Genomic DNA, 20026 nt, shown 5'->3' with positions numbered 1-20026 from the left:
CCCGGGACCGACCAAAACCGGTCGTCACTCCCAGGAAAAGCGATCTTTTCCCAACCTCTGGCCACCCTAGGTGACCGAGCGGTAACGTTCCTGCACCTCGTTCCTGGGGCGTGAGGCCCCCGGGACACTCTTGAAGGAGCACGAGGATGAACAGATCCGCCCTGCTCGCCGCTGCCACCGCAGTCGCGACCGCCACCGCCCTGGGCCTCGGGACCGGCACCGCCACCGGCGCCCCGCAGGCCGAACCGGGCCCGTCCCCCGCCACCGCGGCCGCCCGGGTCAAGGCCGCGATCGGCCAGAACCTCGGCACCCTGAAGGCGACCGGCGCCGACGCCTTCACCGTCCGGGACGTGATCGTCGACGCCGACGGCACCAGCCACGTCCGGATGGACCGCAGCATCGGCGGCCTGAAGGTCCTCGGCGGCGACGTCGTCGTGCACCAGGCCAAGGACGGCGCCTGGAAGGACGCCAGCCTGACCCTGACCAAGCCGGCCGACGTCGACCGTACGCCGAAGATCTCGGTCGCCGGCGCCACCGCCAAGGCGCTGACCGGCGGCATGCTGTCCAATGGAATGAAGGCCGAAGGCAAGCCGTCCCTGGTGATCGAGGCCCGCAAGGGCGCGCCCCGCCTGGCGTACCTGGTCACCACCGGCGGCACCCAGGCCGACGGCACACCGAGCCACGTCACCACCACCGTGGACGCGCTCACCGGCGCCAAGCTGGTCAGCGAGCAGCACATCCACACCGCGAGCGGCGACGGCAAGAGCCTGTACTCCGGCACGGTCACGATCGACACCACCCCGGCCACCGGCGGCTTCACGCTGACCGACCCGGCCCGCGGCAACGGCTACACCGCCGACGCGAACAACAAGACCGACTCGATCCTGTGCCAGCTGTTCGGTCTGGGCTGCCCGACCCCGACCCGGCTGAACGACGCCGACAACCACTGGGGCAACGGCCTGAACACCGACCGCGCCTCGGCCGCCGTCGACGCGCACTACGGCGCTGCGAAGACGTTCGACTACTACAAGCTGATCCACGGCCGCAACGGCATCTTCAACGACGGCAAGGGCGTCCCGAGCCGGGTCCACTACGGCACCAACTACGTGAACGCGTTCTGGGACGGCAAGAAGATGACGTACGGCGACGGCGACGGTGTCGCGGCCGGCCCGCTGGTCTCGCTCGATGTGGCCGGGCACGAGATGTCCCACGGCGTCACCACCGCGACCGCGAACCTGACCTACTCCGGTGAGTCCGGCGGCCTGAACGAGGCCACCAGCGACATCTTCGGCACGCTCGTCGAGTTCTACGCCAACAACACCAACGACCCGGGCGACTACTACATCGGCGAGGAGATCATGAAGGACCGCCCGGCGCTGCGGTACATGGACAAGCCGAGCAAGGACGGCCAGTCCAAGGACTGCTGGTACTCCGGCATCGGCAACATCGACGTGCACTACTCCTCCGGCGTCGCCAACCACTTCGCGTACCTGCTCGCCGAGGGCACCGGCCCGAAGACGTTCGGCGGCCTGCCGCACGACTCCACCACCTGCAACGGCACCACGCTGCAGGGCATCGGCAAGGACAAGCTCGGCAAGATCTGGTACCGGGCGCTGACGACGTACATGACCACCGGGACGACGTACGCGCAGGCCCGGACCGCGACGCTGAACGCGGCCACCGACCTGTACGGCGCGGCGAGCGCCGAGCGCACCGCCGTCGCGGCGGCCTGGTCCGCGGTGAGCGTCAACTGATCGCCGACAGCAACTGATCCGCGACCTGGCTGTGGTCGGCTGATCGTTGAACTTGTACACCGGCCCTGTCCCACTGGGGCGGACAGGACCGGTGTACAACGGTCGGCATGGGGAGGGACGTGACGGGGCGCGCGCTCGGCATCGACCTGCACCTGGACGCGGGGGTCGGGGCTCGGGCTGGGCGTTCGGGGCGATCGCTTGAGACGGCGCTGCGGGACGCGGTGGCGTCGGGGCGGCTTGCTGCGGGGACTCGGTTGCCTGGGACCCGCACACTCGCTGCCGACCTCGGGGTCGCACGTGGGACGGTCGTCGAGGCGTACGCGCAGCTGACTGCCGAGGGGTGGTTGGTGAGTACGACGGGCGCGGGAACGTGGGTGGCGCAGGCGTCTCCGTCAGATCGGTCTGCTGCACCCATCCCGAGAAAGTCTGTTGTCGATCTGCGGCCTGGGCGGCCCGATCTCGGTCTGTTTCCGCGGGCGACCTGGGTGGCCGGTGTCCGGCGGGCGCTGGCGGAGGCCGAGCATTCGAGTCTGGACTACGGCGATCCGGCGGGGCTGCTGGTGCTGCGCGAGGCGGTGGCGGCGTACGTCGGGCGGACGCGTGGAGTGCAGGCCGACGCCGGTGCGGTGGTGATCGTCGGTGGGTTCAGTCACGGGCTGGCGGTGCTGTCGCGGGCGTTGCGGGCGCAGGGTGTGCGGACGATCGGGACCGAGGATCCGGGGTTGGTTCACCACCGCGAGATGATCCACCGGAACGGGCTCGCGACCTCGCCGCTGAATGTCGGACCGTGCGGGGCTGAGCCGAGCGAATCAGCCATGGGTGCTGTGCTGCTGACGCCGGCGCACCAGCACCCGCGCGGCGTCGTACTGGGCGCCGGTCAGCGCGCCGGGTTCCTCGACTGGGCCGAGCGCAGCGACGGGTACGTGATCGAGGACGACTACGACGGGGAGTTCCGGTACGACAAGCAGCCCGTGGGCGCGCTGCAGGCGCAGGCGCCGGAGCGGGTGGTCTTCGCCGGGAGCACCAGCAAGTCGCTCGCGCCGGGGTTGCGGATCGGGTGGTTGGTGGTGCCGGAGCGGCTGCGGATCGCCGTACTGGATGCGGTGGTTGCGACCGGCGCGACGGTGAGCGCGCCTGATCAGCTCACGCTCGCGCAGCTGCTGGAGCACGGCGACTACGACCGGCAGGTACGCCGGGCGCGGCAGGTCTACCAGCGGCGGCGGCAGGAGCTGGCCGCGCGAGTGCAGTTGGACGGCGTACCGGCTGGGCTGCATGCGCTTCATCCGCTGGAGTCGGTAGAGCAGGAGAAGCGGCTCATCGACGCGGGGCTGGCGAACGGGCTGCATCTGATGGGGCTGCACACCGCGGGCTACTGGCACTCCCCCGACGACGACCGCGCCGGGCTCGTCATCGGGTATGCGACGCCGCCGCAGCATGCGTGGCGAGCTGCGCTCGACGCGCTCGCCACGCTTCTCAAGTGACTCGGCGATCTGCCCGCGCGGCCAGCTCCTCGGCGTCCGGGAAGGTCATCATCTCGACCCCGGGCGCGCACAGCATCACCACCACGAAGCGGCTCCACGCGTCCGGCAGGTTGTTGGCGGCCCGGTAGTGGATCACGTCGCCGCCGGGCTCCCAGAACGCCTCGCCCGCGGTGATCACCCGCGCGGGCTCGCCTTCGAGCTCGAAGAGCATCTCGCCCTCGAGCATGTAGCCGAAGACCGGGCCGGAGTGCCGGTGCGGCTGGGTGCCCGCGTCGCCGGGCGGGATCTCGATGGTCGCGGTCATCACGTGCGCGCCGGCCGGGATCGCCGGCGTCTGCGAGTCGAGCATCGAGAGGACCGTGTTGGTGGGAGGCAGGTTGTCGATCATGGAACCGAGGCTAAGCACGGCGTACGGCGGACGACTGGTCCACTTCGGCACCGGCGGACTGGACCGGTGCTGTCACGTTCCGGGCCGCTGCGCAGTCTGGGGTGCATGCCCGACGAATCGACGCTGTTCCTGGAGCACCAGCCGCTGCTGGTTGCCATCGGCTACCGGGTGCTCGGCAGCCACGCCGACGCCGAGGACGTCGCACAGGAGGCGTGGTTGCGGTGGGCAACGACCGACCGCGCGGCGGTGGAGAGTCCGCGGCGGTTCCTGATCACGGTGGTGACCCGGCTGGCGATCGACCGGCTCCGGCGGGCGCACCGGCGGCACGAGGTCTACCCCGGTCCGTGGCTGCCGGAGCCGGTGCCGACCGGAAAGCTCGGGCCGGCCGAGACCGCCGAGCAGCGGGACACGTTCTCGCTGGCGACGATGCGGCTGATGAACCAGCTCAGCGCGCCGGAGCGTGCGGTGTTCGTACTGCGGGAGGGCTTCGAGCTGCCGTACGAGGAGATCGGGCGGGCGCTCGACCTGGAGGAGGCGCACGCGCGGCAGCTCTACCGGCGGGCGACCGCGCGGCTGAGCGCCGATCGGGAGCGCTTCCCCGCCGATCCGCACCGGCACCGGGAGCTGGTGGCCCGATTCCTGCAGGCGGCCCGGACGGGAGATCGTGCCGGGCTGCAGCGGTTGCTCGCGCAGGAGGTGACGGTGTGGATCGACGGGGGCGGGAAGCGCAGCGCGGCGCTGCGGCCGGTCGTCGGGGCCGAGCGGGCGAGCCGGCTGGTGCTCGGGACGCTCGGCAAGTACGCCGACGTGGCGCTGCGGATCGCCGACGTGAACGGTCAGGACGCGCTGCTCATCCGGCTCGGCGGTGAGTGGCAGGTCTGCTCGTTCGAGACGGCGGGCGGGCTGATCACCGGCATCCAGTGGATGTCGAACCCGGACAAGCTGAGCTTGTTCAGCGGTGAGCGTTCAGCCAAGTGATCACGTCTTCAGCAGCACCTCCCGTACTGCGCGGACCCAGGACCGAGTAGTGGTCCTGGCCCGGGTACAGCTTGAAGTCGGCTTTCGATCCGGCGTTGCGGACGGCCTGCCGGGTGACGGCCTTCTTGATCGACGGGTCGGCGTCGCCCTGCAGGAGCAGCATCGGCGCGGACGCCCGGCCGCGAGGCACGGTCTGCTCGTCCAGCCAGTCCTGGATCCGCAGCGCGGCCGCCGGGTTCTGCGGGGTGAACTGGTAGTCCGGCAGCTTGTCCCCGAAGTTCACCGTGAAGTCGGCCCAGATCTGGTCGGTGCACTCCTGCCGCGCCTTCGGCAGCAGCGCCAGGGCCTGCTGGCCGAGGTAGTCCTCGAAGCGCAGCTCCGGGTGCACGGTCTTCAAACCGTTCAGCGCCAGCAGGAAGAACCCGCGATCCACCGGCCCCGGCGACGCGTACGAGTAGGCCTGCCCGACGTCGGTCACCGGGCTCACCCCGACCGTCCCGCGGAAGTCGAGGCCCTGGCCGTACGTCGTGGCCAGCTCCCCCGCGGCGATCGCCGCGTGCCCGCCCTGCGAGTGCCCGACCGCGAAGTACTCCGTCGACACCGACGGCTCGGCCCGTACGGCGGCCCGCACGGCGTCGATCACACTGCGGGCTTCGCTGTCGGCGACGATGTACGGGTGCTCGCCGTCGGAGCCGAGGCCCTCGTAGTCGGTCGCGGTGACGGCGTACCCGGCGGAGAGCAGGCGCGCGACGAAGCCGGCGTAGCCGAAGAGGTCGATCTTGCCGTCGGCGTTGCGGGCCGTGGAGGGGGCGCAGCGGTCGATGATGCCGCTGGAGCCGTGCGCCCAGGAGACGATCGGCCAACCGTGCTTGGGCGGGCGGCCCTTCGGGGTGAAGAGCGCGCCGCTGACGACGATGTCGCGGCCGGTCAGCGCGCGGGAACGGTAGGTGATCCGGTCGGCGCGGGAGGAGACCGCGGCCAAGACTGGGTCGAGGCCGGTGATGCGTCGGGTGGAGACGATCTGTCCGGCAACAGACTGTCGTTGCTCGGTCACCGCAACAGCTTGTGTGGTGTGCTGAACGGTGGCTGGTGCAAGGCCCGCGATGGCCGCGACTGCGAGGCCGATCGCGAGCCTGCGGACCTTCGGTGCGTGGTGCATGGGAGAACTCCTGTGCTCGGCATCTGTTGCCGGACACGACGGAACAGCTGGTACGTCGCGTGACAGCGCGAGCTGTGAGCACGCGCACACCCCAGGTGTCTTGCGAGATCAAACGTTTTGTCCATTGCCCACCTCGAACGGCGGATTTACCTTCAGGACATGGGTGGGGACTTACGTGAGGCGCGGCCGCTGTTGCTGGTGGTCGAACGGGATCCGTTGCGGCTGGACCGGATCGAGAACGAACTGGAGCGGAGCTTCGGCGTCGACTTCCGGGTGCGCGGTGAGCTGACGGCAGCCGCCGCGCTGCACTGCCTGGACCTCGCGCACGAGCTGGAGCAACGGGTGGCCGTCGTACTGGTCGATCACGAGCTGCCGGACGACGAACGGGCCGCCGTACTGGCCAAGGCGCGGGAGGCGCATCCGGACGCGCGGCGGGCATTGACGATCCCGTGGGGTGCGTGGGCCGAGCGGGCGACCGCGGCGGCGATCCTGGCCGCGATGTCGAAGGGTGACATCAACTACTACGTGCTGAAGCCGTGGATCGGGCACGACGAGCTGTTCCACCGGACGGTCGCGGAGTTCGTGCAGGAGTGGTCGCGCAACGAGGTCGCGAACCTGCGCGAGGTCGTGGTGGTCGCCGACGAGCGGTCGGCCCGCGGGCACGCGATCCACGCGCTGCTCGGGCGGAACGGGATCCCGAGCGCCTTCCGCGCGACCGGGTCGGCGAACGCCGACCTCGTGCTGGCCGAGATCGGCGAACCCGATCCCGGCGACGGTGTCGTGGTGTGGATGCCTGCGATCGGCGGGACCGTGCTGCACGATCCGACCGACGTCGAGATCGCCGAGGCGTGGGGGGTTTCGACGACCCTGGACGACGAGCAGCGCGACTTCGACGTGCTGGTGATCGGCGGTGGGCCGGCCGGGCTGGCGACCGCGGTCTACGCGTCGTCGGAGGGACTGCGCACGCTCGTCGTCGAGCGCGAGGCGATCGGCGGTCAGGCCGGGACGAGTTCGCTGATCCGCAACTACCTCGGGTTCTCCCGCGGGATCAGCGGGTCGGAGCTGGCCCAGCGCGGGTACCAGCAGGCGTGGGTGTTCGGAGCGCACTTCGCGCTGATGCGCGAGGTCGTCCGACTCGATGCCCTGGGCAACGGGTTCGCCGCCGAGATCGGCGGGGTCGGCGCGGTGACGGCGAAGGCCGTCGTCCTGGCGACCGGGGTCTCGTACCGGCGGCTCGGCGTACCGGCGCTCGAAGCGCTGACCGGAGCCGGGGTGTACTACGGCGCCAGCGTTTCCGAGGCGCACGGGCTGACCGGGCTCGACGCGTGCGTGGTCGGCGGGGGCAACTCCGCCGGCCAGGCCGTGATCCACCTCGCGCGGTACTGCCGCCAGGTGACGCTGGTGGTCCGCGGGCCCGACCTCTCGGCGACCATGTCGCAGTACCTGATCGACGTCATCGACGCGGCACCGAACATCGCCGTCCGGGCCTCCAGCGAGGTCGTCGACGGTGGCGGTGAGGGGCGGCTGGAGCACATCACCCTGCGCGACCGGTCGAGCGGCGCCGAAGAGGTGGTCGCGGCCGACGGCCTGTTCGTGATGATCGGCGCCGAGCCGCGGACGGCGTGGTTGCCCGCGGAGGTCGGGCGGGACAGTCACGGCTTCGTGCAGGCCGGGGCCGACGCGGCCGGGTCGGCGCTGTGGGGCTCGGAGCGATCGCCGCAGCCGTACGAGTCGACGGTCGCGGGGCTCTTCGCGGTCGGCGACGTCCGGTGCGGGTCGGTGAAGCGGGTCGCGTCGGCGGTCGGCGAGGGGTCGGTCGTCGTGTCGCAGGTTCACGAGCACCTCAAGACGCTGCGGATCGCGGAGCAGGCCACCGCTGATGGTTGACGCTCCCCCGACCCCACCCCGCTTCATGTACTCCGCGGGGATGGTCGCGCTGACCGCTCTGGTGCTGCTGGTCCCGCTCGTCGCGCTGCTCCTGCTGCTGCGGGATCCCGGGCTCGACGTGCACTGGGAGCACCACCCGTCGCACTTCTGGCTGGTCCTGCTGACCGCGGCGCTGAGCGCCGTACTGGCTCAGGCGATGGGCGCGGCCGCGCTGCGTCGTGGTGATCCGCGGGTGCTGCTGGTGTCGCTGGCGTTCCTGTCCGCGGCCGGGTTCCTCGCGTTGCACGCGCTGGCGACGCCGGGTGTGCTGCTCAGTACGCCAAACGCCGGGTTCGTGCTCGCGACACCGATCGGGGTCGCGATCGGGTCGGTCTGCGCGGTGCTGTCGAGCCTGCGCTTCGAGGGTGAGCGCTCGGTGGTCTGGATGCGCCGCGGGCGGCGGATCCGGTTCGGGCTGCTGGTGCTGATGGCGTTGTGGGCCGTTGCCTCGGTCACGCAGTTGCCGCCGCTGCACGACACCGCCGTACCGGAGGTTGCCGACGGCATCCTCACCGTGCTGGCCGTCCCGACCGTCCTGCTGTACGGCATCGCGGCCGCGATCTACCTGCGGATGTGGAACGCGCGGCCCTCGCTGATGCTGCTCTCGCTGGTGTCGGCGTTCGTGCTGCTCGCGGAGGCGATGGTCGCGCTGGTCTTCGCGCGGAACTGGGCGCTGTCGTGGTGGGAGTGGCACCTGCTGCTGCTCGCCGCGTTCGTCCTGGTCGTCGCCGGGGTCCGGATCCAGTGGTACGAGGAACGCTTCTCCGACCTGTACGTCGCCGGAACGGTCGCCGGGCGGCGCGAGCTGAGCGTGCTGTTCGCGGACCTGCAGGGGTTCACCACGTTCTCCGAGCAGCACGAGCCGGGCGAGGTGACGGCCATGCTGAACACGTACTTCGAAGTCGTCGTCCCACCCGTGGTCGGCCGGCACGGCGGTGAGGTGGACCGGATCATCGGCGACGCACTGATGGTCACCTTCAACAAACGCGGCGACCAGCCCGACCACGCCCGGCTCGCCGCGGCCGCCGGGCTGGCCTTGCAGGAAGCGGCCGAGCGGGTGTGCGCCGAGCACCCGGACTGGCCGCGGTTCCGGGTCGGGATCAACACCGGCATCGCGACGGTCAGCCTGCTCGGCACCGAGGGCGGCCGCACCCACACGGTGATCGGCGACACCGTCAACGTGGCCAGCCGGATCGAGGGCAAGGCGCCCGGCGGCGGCGTCGCGATCGGGCCGGCCACCAAGGCGCTGCTGCCCGGCGCGGTCACCGAGTCGCTCGGGCCGATCAGCCTCAAGGGCAAGGCCGAACCGCTGGAGGTGCACCGGCTGATCGCGCTCTGACGCATGATCACCCTCGTCTTGCGCGCCGTACGGGCTGTTGGTGCGTTGGCCCTTGGCGCGCCCCGGTGCGGGTGTGAGAATCCGGCTCATGTCTGCCCAGAACCGATCACGGCGCCGCCTGGGCGCCCTCGTGGTCACATCGACACTCGTCCTGACCGGAGTCGCCGCCATCGCGGCCGCCCCGGCGCAGGCCGCCTCCAGCACCGTGGTGATCACCGAGGTGTACGGCGGCGGCGGCAACTCCGGGGCGCCGTACACGCACGACTTCGTCGAGCTGACCAACAACAGCGGCGCCGCGGTCGACCTGACCGGCTGGTCGATCCAGTACGCGTCGTCGGCCGGGACCTCCTGGACGAACAAGATCACCCTGTCCGGCTCGATCGCGCCCGGCGGCGTCTACCTCGCGCAGGGTGCGAGCGGTGGGGCCAACGGCCAGCCGCTGCCGACGCCGGACGCGACGGGCAGCGTGAACATGTCCGCTGCGTCCGGGAAGGTCGCGCTCGTCACCTCCACGGAGTCGCTGACCTGCGCGACGGGCTGCGCGACCGCGGCCGGCGTCGTCGACTTCGTCGGGTACGGCGCGGCCAACGACTTCGAGACCGCGGCCGCTCCCGGCCTGTCGAACACCACCTCGGCGACCCGGAAGACGCCCACGGCCGACGCGGACAACAACGCGGTTGAGTTCGAGGCCGTGAACCCGTCGCCGAAGACGCTGACCACCGCGCCGCCCGCGGAGGACCCCGTTCCGGCCAAGATCCACGAGATCCAGGGGGCGGCGCACCTGTCGCCGCTGAACGGCAAGCTCGTCGGCGAGGTCACTGGTGTGGTCACCGCCAAGAGCGGCAACGGGTTCTGGTTCCAGGACACCGCGCCGGACAGCGACCCGGCGACCAGCGAGGGGCTGTTCGTCTTCACGAGCTCGGCGCCGGCTGTTGCCGTCGGCGACGCCGTGTCGGTTCAGGGCACGGTCGCCGAGTTCCGGCCGGGTGGTTCGGGTGGGAGCGACAACCTGACCACGACCGAGCTGACGAACCCGACCGTCACCGTCACGGGGACTGCCGCCGTCCCTGCGCCGACCATCGTCGGGCCCGGCGGCCGGGTGCCGCCGTCGACGGTGATCGACGACGACTCGAACGGTGACGTCGAGACCACCGGCACCTTCCAGCCGGCCACCGACGGGCTCGACTTCTGGGAGTCGCTCGAGGGCATGTGGCTGGGCATCGACAAGCCGCAGGTGACCGGGCCGACCAACTCGTTCCGCGAGCTGTCCGTCGTACCGGCCGGGTCCGGCCTGCGGACGGCGCGCGGCGGCATCCTGCTGCAGAAGACCGACAGCAACCCCGAGCGGGTGCTGCTGGACGACGTACTGGCTCCGGTCCCGGACGCGAAGACCGGTGACACGCTCGCCGGGACCGTCACCGGGGTCCTGGACTACGGGTTCGGCAACTTCAAGTTCCTGGTCACGCAGACGCCGACCGTCGTCGACGGCGGGCTGAAGCGCGAGAAGACCACGCCGTCGTCGCTGGTCCAGGTCTCGGTCGCGACGTTCAACGTCGAGAACCTCGACCCGTCCGACGGCGCCGCCAAGTTCGACGGGCTCGCCCAGGCGGTCGTCCACAACCTCGCGTCGCCCGACATCCTCGGGCTGGAGGAGGTCCAGGACAACGACGGCGCGACGAACTCCGGGACGACGGCCGCGGACGTCACGCTGAACACGCTGGCCGCGGCGATCCAGAAGGCCGGCGGCCCGAAGTACGCGTGGCGCCAGATCGACCCGGTCGACGGTGACGAAGGTGGCGAGCCGGGTGGGAACATCCGGGTCGCGTTCATGTACCGCACCGACCGGCCGGTCAAGTTCGTCGACCGTGCGGGTGGCGGCTCCACCGTGGCGACGACGATCGTCACCGACCGGTTCGGGCGGCCGCACCTGAGCTCGTCGCCGGGTCGTGTGGACCCGTCGAACCCGGCCTGGGAGGCGACTCGCGTGCCGCTCGCGGGTGAGTTCACCTGGCTCGGGCAGCCGCTGTTCGTGGTGGTCAACCACTTCAGCTCCAAGGGCGGCGACGACCCGCTCTGGGGCCGTGTCCAGCCTCCGGTCCAGAGCTCGGCGCCGAAGCGGCATCTGCAGGCGCAGTCGGTGCGCACGTTCGTCGACCAGATCCTGGCCAAGGACCGCGGCGCCAACGTGATCGTGCTCGGCGACCTGAACGACTTCGACTTCAGCCAGACCGCTGACATCCTGGTCGGAACCGGTCGCACTTCACTGATCAACCTGCCGCGGACGCTGCCGGCCAAGGAGCGGTACAGCTACGTGTTCGAGGGCAACAGCCAGATCCTCGACCAGATCCTGATGTCGCGGAACCTGCAGCCCGGGTCGTCGTACGACGTGGTGCACATGAACGCCGAGTTCCCCGACCAGATCAGCGACCACGACCCGCAGGTGGTCAGGGTGATCCCGCTGCCGTCGTGGTACCGGTGATTACGGGCCGCTGACGGCGGACCCCCGGACGGGGTTTCGCTTGCCCGGCCGCCGATAATGAAAAGGAGCCGGTTTCCCCGGGGAACCGGCTCCTTTTTCGACTGAGGAGGTACGGGCACCGTGACCGACGGCACCAAGCAGTACGCGATCGACAAGACCGACCAGGAGTGGCGCGCGCAGCTGTCCCCGGCGGAGTACCAGGTACTGCGCAAGGCCGGCACCGAGCGGGCGTTCACCGGTGAGTACACCGACACCAAGACCGTCGGCGTCTACAAGTGCCGGGCCTGCGACGCCGAGCTGTTCCGCAGCGAGACCAAGTTCGACTCGCACTGCGGCTGGCCGTCGTTCTTCGCGCCGCTGGCCGAGGAGCGGGTGGAGTACATCACCGACACCACGATGGGCATGAAGCGCGTCGAGGTCCGCTGCGCCAACTGCGGCTCGCACCTGGGCCACGTGTTCGAGGGCGAGGGCTACGGGACGCCGACGGACCTGCGGTACTGCATCAACTCGATCAGCCTGACGCTCGCGCCGGCCTGATCTCCACCTGTCAGAAGCCCGGTCCCTGGTGGGGCCGGGCTTTCTGCTGTTCCGCTCAGATCGGAGTCGCCAGAGCGACCGGGTTGCCGTCGGGGTCGAACGCATACGCCTGGCGTTCGCCCCACGGCATGTTGGCCGGCTCCTGGACGATCTTGTAGCCCGCCTCGCGGAGAATCTCGACCTGCGACTCGACGTTGTCGACGTACACGAACAGCTCGAAGCGCGGTGCCGTGCCGACGGTGATGCCGAGCTGCGCCTCGGGCCAGCCCGTGTCGGCCAGGCCCAGCGACGACTCGCCGCGTTCGAGGCCGACGTAGTGCGGGTCGCCCTCCAGCGGGAACTGGTACGTCAGCTCGTAGCCGAGCAGCGCGTAGAAGTCGATCGAGCGCCGGACGTTGCCGACGTACAGGACAGGGAACGCCTTGCGGTCCATGTCAGGCGAAGTTGGCGACCAGCTCGCCGAGCTCGGTCCGCTTGCCGGTGTAGAACGGGACTTCCTCGCGCACGTGCCGGCGCGCCGTCGACGCGCGCAGGTCGCGCATCAGGTCGACCATCCGGTGCAGCTCGTCGGCCTCGAACGCCAGCATCCACTCGTAGTCGCCGAGCGCGAACGACGCGACCGTGTTCGCCCGGACGTCGGGGTAGCCGCGGGCCATCTTGCCGTGCTCGGCGAGCATGTGCCGGCGCTCCTCGTCGGGCAGCAGGTACCACTCGTACGAGCGGACGAACGGGTACACGCAGATGTACCCGCGGGCCTCCTCGTCGGCCAGGAACGCCGGGATGTGGCTCTTGTTGAACTCCGCCGGGCGGTGCAGCGCGTACTGCGACCAGATCGGCTTGAGGTGGCGCCCGAGCCGGGACCGGCGCAGCGCGTGGTACGCCTTCTGCAGCGCGTCCGAGGTCGGCGCGTGCCACCAGACCATGAAGTCGGCGTCGGCGCGGAACCCCTCCACGTCGTACCAGCCGCGGATCACCACGTCGTCGGCCGCCAGTTTGCCGACCAGCTCGGTCAGCTCCGCGGTCAGCTCGTCGCGGTCGGTGTCGCCGAGCGGCGTCTCGACCTTGAACACCGACCACATCGTGTAGCGGATCACGTTGTTCAGCTCGCGCGCCTTCGGCTTCGCGGGCGTGCTGCTCTCGGGCTGGTTCGCGTCGGTCACGACCCCATTGTCGCCAATGCGGTCAGATGCTCCCGCACCCGGGTTGCCGCCGCGCTACCCGAGGCGACACAGGCGGCGATCCCGACCCCTCGGTACGCCGCCCCGCAGACGGCGAGGCCGGGCTGCTCGGCGACGGCCGCCTCGACGCGGTCGACGCGGTCGAGATGGCCCACGGCGTACTGCGGGAGGCCGCCGCCCCAGCGGGTGACGAGCGAGCCGACGATCTCCGCGTCGAGGCCGATCGCCTTGCGGAGATCCGCGGCGGCGAGCTTGACGAGCTCCTCGTCGGAGCGCTGGAGAACGTACTCCTCACCGAGGCGGCCGACGGAGGTGCGCAGTACGGCGAGGTCGCCGCCGGCCTCGGCGGACCAGTCCCACTTGGCGTGCGAGAAGGTCGCGGCTTTGATCGTACGGCCCTCGTCGGAGGGGACGAGGAAGCCGGATCCGGTCGCTGTGGTGGGCCAGTGCTTCTTCGGGACGGCGAGGGTGACGATCGCCATGCTGGCGTAGTCGATCGCCGCCAGCTCGGTCGCGGCTGTGGGGACGACGTCGGTCAGCATGCGCGCCGCCGGAGATGCGGGGACGGCGACGATCACGGCGTCGGCGCGGAAGTAGGTCGGCGCGGGGACCGGGCCGGCCTCGAGCTCGTACTTCGTGGCCTCGTCGTCAGCGACCTGAGCGATCTTGCGGACCGGCATCGAGCGGTGGATCTCGACGCCGCGCGCTGTGAGGTCGGCCTCCAGCGCGTGGATCAGGCGATTGATCCCGCCGCGCAGCCCCGCGAACACCGGCTTGCCGTCGCTCGCCCGCCGCTGGCTGGTGGCGCGCATCTCTTGGGTCGCCGCGAGCAGGCTCGGCGTGGTCCGCAGCTTCGCGTACAGCTCCGGCACGGCGGCCGCGAGTGAGATCTCCTCCGCGCGCCCGGCGTACACCCCACCCAGCAGCGGATCGACCAGCTTGTTCGTCACCGCCGCGCCCATCCGGTCAGCGACGTACCGCCCGATCGCGACGTCCTCGGTCAGCACCTCCGCCGGCATCTCAGCCTCAGCCGCAACCCGCGCAGCGCCGTCCTCGCCGAGCACATCCGCAGTCGCCGCCGCATCCACCGGCACCCCCATCACCGTCGGCGGAATCGCCCGGATCCGGTCCCCCACCCAGAGCCCCGCCGAGGTCGTCGCCGGATGCACCAGGTCGTCGCCCAGCCCGACCGCCTCGATCAGCGCCACCCCTTCCGGCCGCCGAGCCAACACCGACTCAGCCCCGAGATCGACCGGCACCCCCTCCAGCACGTCCCCCGCAAGCTTCCCACCCAGCCGAGGCGCCCCTTCCAGCACGACCACCCGCGGCGGATTGGGCCCACTCACCAACGCATGCGCCGCAGCCAACCCACTGACCCCACCACCGACAACCACCACCACGGGAGATTCCACGCGCCCATCCTTCACCCAGCGTCCGAACCCGCCCGCTCGGGGTCGGTCGACTTCCCCGCGGCCACCCTTCACCCCGGGCCCGAACCCGCCTGCTCGGGGTCGGTCGACCTCCACGCGAACATCCTTCGCCCCGGGCCCGAACTCGCCTGCTCGGGGTCGGTCCACCTTCACGCGGCCACCCTTCTCCCCACCGGCATCGGGTCCGGCCCCGCCCCGTCGCCGCGCTCGGCGATTGGCAACCCCCAGCCCGCGAAGCGGGTCGGTCGGATGACCGCGCTGATCGGTCGGAGCGGTGAGCCGACCTCCACCACTGACCAACCTGGCGTACGAGCCCGCCTCCCGGCTCATCCCCGCGGCGATGCCGCGCTGACACCGGCGTTGGTCAGTGGTGGGTGTCGCTCGCGGGGTAGGCACCCGCGTGCCGCACCCTCCGGCTTGCGGGGAGCCGACGTTCACCACCGACCAAGCCTGCGGTCCGGGCCATCTAGTGGGCGGCCTACGCGGGGAAGGCGCGCCCGCGGTGGCGTTGGTGGGTGGTGGACGTCGGCGCCGGGCTGTTGTGTTGGACGGTTGCCGCTTGCGGTTGCCGCTTGCGGATGCCGCCGAAGCGGTGTGCCGCGCGAGGTGGCGGGGCCGGACCTGCAGCACTCACCAACTCGGTGGTTGTGGCCATCAGCCAGTCCGTCTAGGCGGGGACGGCGCGTTGGCGGGGGTGTTGGTGAGTGATGGGCGTCCGGGGGCTGCTGGGCCGGCTGGGTGTGCCGCGGGCGGCGGCGTGCTGTCGCCGACGCGGGCCGTGCGGAGAGGCTCGTGTTCGGGAGGGGGCTGGGTGGTCCGCTGGGAATCAGCGTGCGGACTTCTCCTGGACGGCCTTGACGATGCGGTGGAGGACGTCGGGGTCTGCTGTGGGGGGTACGCCGTGGCCGAGGTTGAAGATGTGGGCGGGGGCGGACTTCGCCTCGGTGAGGATTCGGTCGATCTGGGGTTCGATGGCGGGCCAGCCGGCGGTGAGGAGGGCTGGGTCGAGGTTGCCCTGGACGGGCTTGGGGTGGCCGGTGGCGGCGGTGATTCGGCGGACGGCCTCGTCGAGGGGGACTCGCCAGTCGACGCCGATGACGTCGGCGCCGGCTTCGCTCATCAGGCCGAGGAGTTCGCCGGTGTTGACGCCGAAGTGGAGGCGGGGGACGGCGTAGTGCTCGAGGGCCTGGAAGACCTTGGCGGAGTGGGGCTGGACGAATTCGGCGTAGTCGCGCGGGGAGAGAGCGCCGGCCCAGGAGTCGAAGAGTTGGATGGCTGAGGCGCCGGCTTCGATCTGGATGGAGAGGTAGGAGATGGCTACGTCGGCCAGGCGGTCGGCCAGGGCGTGCCAGAGCTTCGGGTTGCCGTGCATGAGGGACTTGGTTTTGGCGTGGTCCTTGCTGGGGCCGCCTTCGACCAGGTACGACGCGACGGTGAAGGGGGCACCGGCGAAGCCGATCAGGGGGGTGCCGCCGAGCTCGGAGACGAGTTGCTGGACGGAGTCGGTGACGTACTCGACGTCGGTCGGCTCGACCGGGCGGACGGCGTCCAGGTCGGCGAAGGAGGTGACCGGTGACGCGACGACCGGGCCGACGCCGGGCTTGATGTCCAGGTCGACGCCGACGGCCTTCAGCGGGAGCACGATGTCGGAGTAGAAGATCGCCGCGTCGACGCCGTAACGGCGTACGGGCTGCAGCGTTATCTCCACGACGAGGTCGGGGCGCGTGCAGGACTCCAGCATCGTGATGCCCTCACGGACCTTCCGGTACTCCGGGAGCGCCCGCCCCGCCTGGCGCATGAACCACACCGGGGTGTGCGTCGACAGCTCCCCCCGAGCAGCCAGCAGGAAAGGAGAACGCTCGAGCGCAGACGATGTGGAAGGCACCCACCGATGATCCCACGCGGTCAGCGCGCCACCGACAGCTGGTCACCCACCTCCCCCAACACCTGATCACCACCCCCCACAACTCCTCACCACAGCTCCCCCAAGGTTTTGGGGCCGCCCGGTCTGGACTGAGGAGAGAGGGAGCGAAGCGACCGAACGACGAGGGAAGACCGGGCGAAAAGCCCCAAAACCCGCCGAGCCGAAGGCGAGGCCAACAAACACAGCCCGCGAACACACCCCGACACCCGCGCCACCCCCGGTGCCCGCACCCCGACGCCCCCGGTGAACCCCGACAAACCCACCACCCCCGGTGATCACCCCTGCCCACCGTGCAACCAACCCTCCCCCATCGGCGCGTCGAAATCCGCGTCGGTGAGTAATCAGTCGTAGGCTGCGGAGCATGGGTGCCCGCAAGCAGGTCGACGCGCCACCCGCGGAGTTCGCCGAGGCTCTCACTCAGTTGCGTGAGGCCCGGTTCCGGCCCGAGGTCTTCGTCGAGGAGATGCCCGCGCCGCAGCGGATCGCTCCGCACGCGGCCGCGGTCAGCGCTGACGTGACGGTTGATGGTGACGACGTCGCCACCGGTCGTCTGGTCGTCCTCTACGACCCGGACGGGAACGACGCCTGGCAGTCGACCTTCCGCTGTGTCGCGTACGTGCGTGCGGCCGTCGAACCGGAGATGGTGACCGACGCGCTGCTCGGTGGCGTGGGCTGGACCTGGTTGATGGAGGCGCTGGCCGACCGGGGTGCGGAGTTCGGAGCACCGAGCGGTACCGTCACCAGGGTGGTGTCCGAAAGTTTCGGTGGGATGGCCGACGACGACGCGACCGCGGAGATCGAGATCCGCGCCTCCTGGAGCCCGGTCCCGGGCCCGGACGGCGGGGTGGACGTGACGCGGCACGCGGAGGCGTGGGGCGAGGTGCTGTGCACCGCGGCAGGGTTGCCGCCGGTGCCGCCCGGTGTGGTCGCGATGCCTACCCGCCGCGGTCAGCGGGGCCAATGAGCCCGGCCGAGACCCAGCAGTCGCCCGTCCCCGAGGACCCGACCGAATCCCTTCCGCTGCTCGAGCTGCGCGACGGGCTGTCCGAGGTCGTCGACACCGACCCCGCGCTGCAGGAGGTCGTGGAGGCGTTCCGGGCCGGCAGTGGGCCGGTCGCGGTCGACGCCGAGCGCGCCTCCGGCTACCGGTACTCGCACCGCGCGTACCTGGTCCAGCTGCGCCGTGAGGGTTCCGGGTCGGCGCTGGTCGACCCGATCCCGTTCGGTGACCTGTCCGCGCTCGGTGACGCGATCGTCGACGCGGAGTGGATCATCCACGCCGCCAACCAGGACCTGGCCTGCCTGGCCGAGGTCGGGATGGTGCCGCGGACCGTGTTCGACACCGAGCTCGCCGGGCGCCTGCTCGGGTATCCGAAGGTCGGGCTGGCGTCGCTGGTCAGCGAGGTGCTCGGGTACCGGATGCGCAAGGAGCACTCGGCCGCCGACTGGTCGACCCGGCCGCTGCCGAGCCCGTGGCTGGTGTACGCCGCGCTGGACGTCGAGATGCTGATCGAGCTGCGGAACGCGATCGAGCAGGAGCTGCGCCGCGAGGGCAAGTGGGAGTGGGCCGAGCAGGAGTTCGCCGCGATCCTGTCCGCGCCGCCGCGGGAGCCGAAGCCGGATCCGTGGCGGCGGACGTCGGGGATGCACCGGGTGCGGAACCGGCGCAGCCTGGCCGTCGTACGGGCGTTGTGGGAGGCGCGCGACCAGATCGCGGAGGCTGCTGACATCTCGCCGGGGCGGATCCTGCCGGATGCGGCGATCGTCGAGGCGGCGGCCGCGATGCCGGTCGACCGGGACACGCTGCAGAAGCTGACCGCGTTCAAGGGCCGCGGCGCGCACCGGCACATGCGGACGTGGTGGGAGGCGATCGATCACGCTCGTCGCCTGCCTGATGGTGAGCTGCCGAAGCAGGGCCCCCGGTACGACGGGCCGCCGCCGGCGCGGGCTTGGGCTGATCGGGACCCGGATGCGGCGGCGCGGTTGTCGGCTGCGCGGGCGACTGTCGGGGAGATCGCCGAGGCGCATCGGTTGCCGACGGAGAACTTGTTGTCGCCGGACACGATTCGCCGGCTGGCGTGGACTCCCCCGGCGACGCCGGATCTGGAGTCGGTGAAGACGTTCCTGCGCGAGCACGCGGCGCGCGAGTGGCAGATCGGGTTGACCGCGCAGGTGCTGACGGACGCGCTGACGGTGACTGCTCCGGCCAAGTCGCTCGACTAGCTTGTCGCCCCAAGCCCCGGACCAGTTGGTCACGGGGATTGGGGGAACTACTTGACGAGCTGGTCGGTGGTCAGGCCTGGAGCTGGCGCTCGATCGCTTCGACGACCTCGGCGGACTCCGGGGTCGTCCGGGTGCGGAAGCGGGCCGCGACCGTGCCTGCCGGGGTGACCAGGAACTTCTCGAAGTTCCACTGGACGTCCCCGGCGTTGCCCTCGGCGTCCGGGGTCAGCGTGAGCTCGGCGAACAGCGGGTGCCGGCCCTCGCCGTTCACCTCGGCCTTGTCGAGCATCGGGAACGTCACGCCGTACGTCGTCGAGCAGAACTCCTGGATCTCCTCGGTCGTGCCGGGCTCCTGGCCGCCGAACTGGTTGCACGGGACGCCGAGGACGGTGAAGCCGCGGTCGGCGTACTTGCGCTGCAGGTTCTCCAGCTCGGTGTACTGCGGGGTGGCGCCGCACTTGGAGGCGACGTTCACGACCAGCACGGTCTTGCCCTGGTAGTCACCGAGGGACGTCTCGGTGCCGGACAGGGACCGCAGGGGGATGTCGTACAGGCTCATCGGTTTCCTTCGAGGGGCAGTTGGCGGGACAGGAAGTCGGCGGTGCGCTGCCAGGCCTGCGCGGCGGCCCCGGCGTGGTGGAACGCGGGCATCGGGTTGTCGAACGCGTGCCCGGCGCCGGCGTAGCGGTGGATCTCGGCGTCGCCGAGCGCGGCGACGATGGTGTCGACCGTGGCCGGCGGCAGGTAGTCGTCGGCGTCGCCGAAGTGGTGCAGGCTCGTCGCCTTCACCTCCGGCGCGAGCGGCAGCAGGTTGGGCAGCGCCGAGCCGTAGTAGCTGATCAGCACGTCCGGGTCGGCGACCGCGGCGACGTTGAAGCCGAGGCCGCCGCCGAAGCAGAAACCGATCACGCCGACCGCGGTGTCACGCCCGCGCAGGTACTCCAGCGCAGCCACCGAGTCGGACACGGCCAGGTCCCAGTCGAGCCGACCCAGTACGGCGAGCGCCCGGTCCAGCAGATCAGGCGCGTCCGGGTCGAGATCGACGCCGTCGAGACGCCAGAAGATCTCCGGCGCGACCACGTGGTACCCGAGCGCGGCGAGCTGCGCGCCGCGCTCCTTGATGTAGTCGGAGACCCCGAAGATCTCCTGCAGCAGCAGGAGCCCCGGCCCCTGCCCTTCCCAGACGTGCACTGGCATCAGGCCGGAGCCGGTGTCGATTTCCAAGGTCAC

General features: G+C 70.9%; 17 protein-coding genes. 9 read left to right on the top strand and 8 right to left on the bottom strand.

The features are described from left to right. Nucleotides 1-146 precede the first annotated feature (146 nt). Both ACZ6Z4_RS29435 and pdxR read left to right on the top strand, forming a co-directional pair. Nucleotides 147-1754, top strand: a complete 1608-nt coding sequence (locus ACZ6Z4_RS29435; protein ID WP_465571134.1) for a M4 family metallopeptidase — start codon at nucleotides 147-149, stop codon at nucleotides 1752-1754. A gap of 107 nt (nucleotides 1755-1861) precedes the next feature. Next, the gene (gene pdxR / locus ACZ6Z4_RS29430) at nucleotides 1862-3235 is read left to right on the top strand and encodes a MocR-like pyridoxine biosynthesis transcription factor PdxR (RefSeq protein WP_465571114.1); all 1374 of its coding nucleotides are present in this window, start codon (nucleotides 1862-1864) and stop codon (nucleotides 3233-3235) included. On the opposite strand, the gene ACZ6Z4_RS29425 is transcribed toward pdxR, so the two are convergent. Further along, nucleotides 3228-3623, bottom strand: coding sequence for a cupin domain-containing protein (locus ACZ6Z4_RS29425; RefSeq protein ID WP_465571111.1), 396 nt, complete (start codon nucleotides 3621-3623; stop codon nucleotides 3228-3230). The genes pdxR and ACZ6Z4_RS29425 overlap by 8 nt on opposite strands. A gap of 105 nt (nucleotides 3624-3728) precedes the next feature. Here ACZ6Z4_RS29425 and sigJ point away from each other — a divergent pair, with 105 nt between their 5' ends. Further along, nucleotides 3729-4601 (top strand): RNA polymerase sigma factor SigJ, encoded by an 873-nt coding sequence (gene sigJ / locus ACZ6Z4_RS29420; protein WP_465571108.1) that lies wholly within the window; start codon nucleotides 3729-3731, stop codon nucleotides 4599-4601. Here sigJ and ACZ6Z4_RS29415 read toward each other — a convergent pair. Then, on the bottom strand, nucleotides 4576-5655 hold the full coding sequence (locus ACZ6Z4_RS29415; RefSeq protein WP_465571106.1) for an alpha/beta hydrolase: 1080 nt from the start codon (nucleotides 5653-5655) through the stop codon (nucleotides 4576-4578). The two genes, sigJ and ACZ6Z4_RS29415, sit on opposite strands and share 26 nt — an antisense overlap. Before the next feature lie 264 nt (nucleotides 5656-5919). Between ACZ6Z4_RS29415 and ACZ6Z4_RS29410 the strand changes: the two genes are divergently transcribed. The 4 genes from ACZ6Z4_RS29410 (at nucleotide 5920) to msrB (ending at nucleotide 12041) form a co-directional block, all read left to right on the top strand. After that, the gene (locus ACZ6Z4_RS29410; protein WP_465571104.1) at nucleotides 5920-7647 is read left to right on the top strand and encodes an NAD(P)/FAD-dependent oxidoreductase; all 1728 of its coding nucleotides are present in this window, start codon (nucleotides 5920-5922) and stop codon (nucleotides 7645-7647) included. Next, on the top strand, nucleotides 7640-9025 hold the full coding sequence (locus tag ACZ6Z4_RS29405; protein WP_465571101.1) for an adenylate/guanylate cyclase domain-containing protein: 1386 nt from the start codon (nucleotides 7640-7642) through the stop codon (nucleotides 9023-9025). The genes ACZ6Z4_RS29410 and ACZ6Z4_RS29405 overlap by 8 nt, the downstream gene beginning before the upstream one ends. A gap of 88 nt (nucleotides 9026-9113) precedes the next feature. Then, nucleotides 9114-11504, top strand: coding sequence for a lamin tail domain-containing protein (locus tag ACZ6Z4_RS29400; RefSeq protein ID WP_465571099.1), 2391 nt, complete (start codon nucleotides 9114-9116; stop codon nucleotides 11502-11504). A 120-nt stretch (nucleotides 11505-11624) separates the two neighbouring features. Next, entirely contained in the window at nucleotides 11625-12041 is a 417-nt protein-coding gene (msrB, locus tag ACZ6Z4_RS29395) for a peptide-methionine (R)-S-oxide reductase MsrB (RefSeq protein WP_465571097.1), read from the top strand. A 55-nt stretch (nucleotides 12042-12096) separates the two neighbouring features. On the opposite strand, the gene ACZ6Z4_RS29390 is transcribed toward msrB, so the two are convergent. The 4 genes from ACZ6Z4_RS29390 to hemE all read right to left on the bottom strand — a co-directional run bounded on the left by ACZ6Z4_RS29390 (nucleotide 12097) and on the right by hemE (nucleotide 16534). After that, nucleotides 12097-12474, bottom strand: coding sequence for a VOC family protein (locus ACZ6Z4_RS29390; protein WP_465571095.1), 378 nt, complete (start codon nucleotides 12472-12474; stop codon nucleotides 12097-12099). A gap of 1 nt (nucleotide 12475) precedes the next feature. Beyond that, a complete protein-coding gene (gene hemQ / locus ACZ6Z4_RS29385; RefSeq protein WP_465571093.1) occupies nucleotides 12476-13201 on the bottom strand; it encodes a hydrogen peroxide-dependent heme synthase in 726 nt (241 codons plus the stop codon). After that, nucleotides 13198-14631, bottom strand: a complete 1434-nt coding sequence (gene hemG, locus ACZ6Z4_RS29380; protein ID WP_465571091.1) for a protoporphyrinogen oxidase — start codon at nucleotides 14629-14631, stop codon at nucleotides 13198-13200. Before hemG ends, hemQ begins: the two co-directional genes overlap by 4 nt. Nucleotides 14632-15475: 844 nt before the next feature. Next, nucleotides 15476-16534, bottom strand: coding sequence for a uroporphyrinogen decarboxylase (hemE, locus tag ACZ6Z4_RS29375; protein ID WP_465571088.1), 1059 nt, complete (start codon nucleotides 16532-16534; stop codon nucleotides 15476-15478). Between the two features lie 400 nt (nucleotides 16535-16934). On the opposite strand from hemE, the gene ACZ6Z4_RS29370 reads away from it, so the two are divergent. Next, nucleotides 16935-17537, top strand: a complete 603-nt coding sequence (locus tag ACZ6Z4_RS29370) for a DUF3000 domain-containing protein (protein ID WP_363675075.1) — start codon at nucleotides 16935-16937, stop codon at nucleotides 17535-17537. Next, nucleotides 17534-18796, top strand: a complete 1263-nt coding sequence (locus tag ACZ6Z4_RS29365) for an HRDC domain-containing protein (protein WP_465571080.1) — start codon at nucleotides 17534-17536, stop codon at nucleotides 18794-18796. Before ACZ6Z4_RS29370 ends, ACZ6Z4_RS29365 begins: the two co-directional genes overlap by 4 nt. Before the next feature lie 70 nt (nucleotides 18797-18866). Here the strand turns inward: ACZ6Z4_RS29365 and ACZ6Z4_RS29360 are convergent, their stop codons facing one another. Both ACZ6Z4_RS29360 and ACZ6Z4_RS29355 read right to left on the bottom strand, forming a co-directional pair. Next, complete coding sequence (locus ACZ6Z4_RS29360; protein WP_363675079.1) at nucleotides 18867-19355, bottom strand: glutathione peroxidase; 489 nt, start codon at nucleotides 19353-19355, stop codon at nucleotides 18867-18869. Further along, on the bottom strand, nucleotides 19352-20026 hold the full coding sequence (locus ACZ6Z4_RS29355) for a dienelactone hydrolase family protein (protein ID WP_465571075.1): 675 nt from the start codon (nucleotides 20024-20026) through the stop codon (nucleotides 19352-19354). Before ACZ6Z4_RS29355 ends, ACZ6Z4_RS29360 begins: the two co-directional genes overlap by 4 nt.

The organism is Kribbella sp. NPDC104740 (genome assembly GCF_055583505.1).
This window is presented reverse-complemented; position numbering and strand designations above follow the sequence as displayed.